The 3,590-nt window shown below is 40.8% G+C and carries 6 protein-coding genes; all 6 read left to right on the forward strand.

Annotation, left to right across the window (positions count from 1 at the left end; translation table 11 throughout):
• Positions 1-485: polysaccharide deacetylase family protein (locus E1176_RS04065; protein WP_484494456.1), on the forward strand; the 485-nt coding region annotated here is incomplete at its 5' end.
• A 10-nt stretch (positions 486-495) separates the two neighbouring features.
• Positions 496-1,464: an NAD(P)H-quinone oxidoreductase gene (locus E1176_RS04070; protein WP_155209295.1), complete on the forward strand. Its 969-nt coding sequence runs from the start codon at positions 496-498 to the stop codon at positions 1,462-1,464.
• Positions 1,465-2,148 carry a VTT domain-containing protein gene (locus tag E1176_RS04075; protein WP_185152612.1) on the forward strand — a complete coding sequence of 228 codons (684 nt, stop codon included), beginning with the start codon at positions 1,465-1,467 and terminating at the stop codon, positions 2,146-2,148.
• A gap of 52 nt (positions 2,149-2,200) precedes the next feature.
• Positions 2,201-2,587: an alkyl hydroperoxide reductase gene (locus E1176_RS04080; protein ID WP_155209296.1), complete on the forward strand. Its 387-nt coding sequence runs from the start codon at positions 2,201-2,203 to the stop codon at positions 2,585-2,587.
• On the forward strand, positions 2,580-2,948 hold the full coding sequence (locus E1176_RS04085; protein ID WP_155209297.1) for a DoxX family protein: 369 nt from the start codon (positions 2,580-2,582) through the stop codon (positions 2,946-2,948). The genes E1176_RS04080 and E1176_RS04085 overlap by 8 nt, the downstream gene beginning before the upstream one ends.
• A 134-nt stretch (positions 2,949-3,082) precedes the next feature.
• Positions 3,083-3,565 carry a flavin reductase family protein gene (locus E1176_RS04090; RefSeq protein WP_155209298.1) on the forward strand — a complete coding sequence of 161 codons (483 nt, stop codon included), beginning with the start codon at positions 3,083-3,085 and terminating at the stop codon, positions 3,563-3,565.
• Positions 3,566-3,590: the final 25 nt, after the last annotated feature.

Below are 3,590 nucleotides of genomic sequence, written 5' to 3' on the forward strand. Positions count from 1 at the left end.
AGGGTAAAAGCGACTCATTAAGGACTTTTTTGGCGGAACATAATTACATTGAGGCACCCGTGACAATTGATAATGCCGAATATTTATTTGCAAGAGCCTATGCCATCGCCCACATAAAAAACCAGCCCAAGCGCATGGAAAAGTTAGGTAACACTTACATTGCTTATATGGCTGATGTTGTTGAGCATTATGAACGCAAATCACAAGATCTTTTTGGCAGAAATATCAATCATATCTTGCTCATACATGCCAACTTGCTAAATACACATTATCTCGAAAAGCTGATCAAAATGCTTCAAACCAAGGGTTATAGTTTTATTTCTCAGGAAGCCGCACTCGTAGATCCAGCTTACGAACATCCCGTAACCAGCTATGGAGATTGGGGTATTTCATGGATCGACCGATGGGCTTTAAGCGAAGGAAAATCAAAAGATTTTTACCGAGACGAACCCCGCGTACCTGAGTTTGTTAGCAATCCTAAATAAATCCTGAACTATGAAAGCAGTCGTTATAACCGATAATGGAGGCCCTGAAGTACTAAAACTGCAGGATCGGCCAGATCCAGAACTAGCAAATAGTAAAGTATTGATTAATGTAAAAGCCGCAGGTGTAAACCGGCCAGATATTTTTCAACGAAAGGGCAACTATCCCGCTCCTGAAGGCTGGCCAGATGATATACCCGGGCTGGAGGTAGCCGGAATTATCGAAGAAGTTGGCGCTGATGTATCACAATGGAAGATCGGAGATAAGGTTTGTGCGCTTGTTGGAGGTGGTGGTTATGCCACATCAGTTGCTGTAGAAGCCAACCATTGTCTACCCATACCAAATGGCTTTGATTTTACCGAGGCTGCAAGCTTACCGGAAACTATTTTTACCGTATGGAGCAACGTTTTTCAGAGGGGCGGCTTAAGGTCTGGTGAAAGCTTTTTAGTACATGGTGGTACCAGTGGTATTGGAGTTACTGCCATACAAATCGCCAAAGGTCTGGGAGCAAAGGTTTTTGCCACTGCCGGGACTGATGAGAAATGCCAGGCCTGCTTAAAGTTAGGGGCCGATAAGGCCATCAATTACAATGCTCAGGATTTTGAAGCTCAATTGAATGAGGCCGGAGTAGATGTAATTCTTGACATGATCGGAGGCCAGTATTTTGAAAAGAATATCAACATTTTAAACCCTGAGGGCAGGCTGATCCATATCAATGCCATGAAAGGGCCAAAAGTAGAGTTGAATATTCTGAAAATGATGCGTAAACGGATTACTATCTCAGGCAGCACCCTTAGAGGTCGGGATAATGAATTTAAAGCAGCTCTTGCTCAGGATATTCAAAAAAATGTGTGGCCGCTTATCAATGCGGGTAAATTTAAGGCTGTTATTTATCAAAGATTTCCATTAAGCGATGCATCAGCAGCTCACGAACTCATGGAGAGCAGCAATCATATCGGTAAGATTATTTTGGAGAACTAAGTGGCCAAAAAGAAAAGTAAACTACCCTTATACCTATCGCTGGCACTTCTTGTAGCTCTGCTGATCACCTATTTCATAGTACCTGATTTCAAAAACTTCATCGACACAGCATGGAGTGTACTTACCAGCAAAGACGAGCAGAAAACTGAAGAATGGATTGGCCAGTTCGGACTTCTTGGTCCGGTGGTAATTGTCATTGCCATGGTGGTGCAGATGTTTTTATTAGTAATTCCTTCTTTTATATTAATGGTCGTCTCGGTACTTGCCTATGGGCCCGTTTGGGGAAGCTTACTAATCATAATCTCCATATTCTGCGCAAGCAGTGTAGGCTATTGGTTTGGCTCTTATTTTGGAGCCCCTCTGGTCGAACGTTTACTGGGCGTAAAGTCAGAAAAGAAAATCGAAAGGTTTATTGATAAGTATGGTTTTGGTGCAGTAATCGTAGCGAGATTGAGCCCGATACTTTCTAATGACGCTATAAGTTTTGTTGGAGGTATGCTACACATGGGCTATTGGCGTTATATTGGTGCCACTGTACTAGGCATTCTCCCGCTTACTTTCTTTATCGCTTATTTGGGACAAAATACTGAAAAGCTAAAATCCGGTATGCTCTGGGTCTCAGTAGTCGGCCTGGTTACTTTTATCGGATATATCATTTACGACAAGCAATTCAAAAAAGGTTAAAATTCAACCTAATGCATCTCTCATTGTTAATCTATTTAATAATCAGAAAAGCATGAAGTTGACACTCCGGCTGGCAGCAGTCTATAATATCATTTGGGGAGCTTGGGTCGTACTCTTTCCTAATCATTTTTTCGAACTTGTAGGTATGGAGCCTTTAAATCATCCTTTGATTTGGCAAGGCATGGGTATGGTCATTGGCGTTTACGGCCTTGGCTATTGGTGGGCTTCCTACGACCCTGTCAGGCATTGGCCAATCGTAGCTGTAGGGTTTCTTGGCAAAATATTTGGTCCTTTAGGTTTCTTATTTAATTATTTAAATGACATTGTGCCCTTTGAGTTTATCTACACCCTTTTTACCAACGATTTTATCTGGTGGATCCCATTCATTATCATTCTCAAGGAAGCCCATAAAGCAAATTGGAAATTGACCGATGCATAAAATACTGAGATACAGCCTAGTCATGTTTTATTGTGTAGCAGGGTTGAACCATTTCATCATGCCTGATTTTTATTTAGGCCTTATTCCTGACTACCTTCCAAACCCGGAGCTGATTAACAGTTTAAGTGGCGTAATAGAAATGCTATTGGGTTTGTTAGTCATACCGAAAAGAACCCGCAGGTTGGCATGCCTGGGTATTGTAATTATGCTTGTTGCATTTATTCCTGCTCATCTGCATTTCATCATCATAGGCTCCTGTGTCGAAGAGGGCTTGTGCGTACCCCCATGGATCGCCTGGTTTAGACTCGTTGTTATCCATCCACTGCTTATTTGGTGGGCCTATGTGGTGGGTAGAAATTAACCAACTGTAGAACACATTCTCCATTTTTGTTTAATTTTTGATACTTTTTATTAAACAAAATGGCTTTAAAGCGCCTTATTATAGTGTGCATGGTAATTGCACATCTATTAACAACTGATATATAAATATATAATATGGATACTTTAAAGAAACTCTCATACGGACAATACATTGTAACATCAGTAAAAGATGCTGATGAAATGACAACAAGAGATAAGGATTTTATAGCAGCAGGTACCATTAATTGGGTAACTCAAACTTCTTTTGAGCCACCAATTATGGCAATAGCGGTAAATATTGATAGTGACTTACAAGAGACTATTGAGAAAAGCAGAGAATTTACCGTACATATTTTAGGCGAAGGCCAGGAAGATAAAATTGAAACATTTGCTCAGGATTCTGAGATTACTGACACGACCATTAATGGTATACCTTATAGAAGAGATGAAAATGATCAAATAATAATAGATCAGGCCATTGGGTATATCACGTGTAAGGCTATGGAAAGTATAAGCTCTGGCGATCATACGCTCTATCTAAGCAAGGTAATTAACCACCACAATATGAGTGACCAGGAGCCGATTACCACACAATCTGCTGGTAAACAATACGCCTAATAATTACTGTACAGCGGCTATTGAG

The organism is Fulvivirga aurantia, from assembly GCF_009711475.1.
Taxonomy (GTDB): domain Bacteria; phylum Bacteroidota; class Bacteroidia; order Cytophagales; family Cyclobacteriaceae; genus Fulvivirga; species Fulvivirga aurantia.

What these genes read in the sequence shown, in the direction of transcription:
- E1176_RS04070 (WP_155209295.1), top strand. Translation starts at nt 496, where the DNA reads ATGAAAGCAGTCGTTATAACCGATAATGGAGGCCCTGAAGTACTAAAA.
- E1176_RS04080 (WP_155209296.1), top strand. Translation starts at nt 2,201, where the DNA reads ATGAAGTTGACACTCCGGCTGGCAGCAGTCTATAATATCATTTGGGGA.
- E1176_RS04085 (WP_155209297.1), top strand. Translation starts at nt 2,580, where the DNA reads ATGCATAAAATACTGAGATACAGCCTAGTCATGTTTTATTGTGTAGCA.
- E1176_RS04090 (WP_155209298.1), top strand. Translation starts at nt 3,083, where the DNA reads ATGGATACTTTAAAGAAACTCTCATACGGACAATACATTGTAACATCA.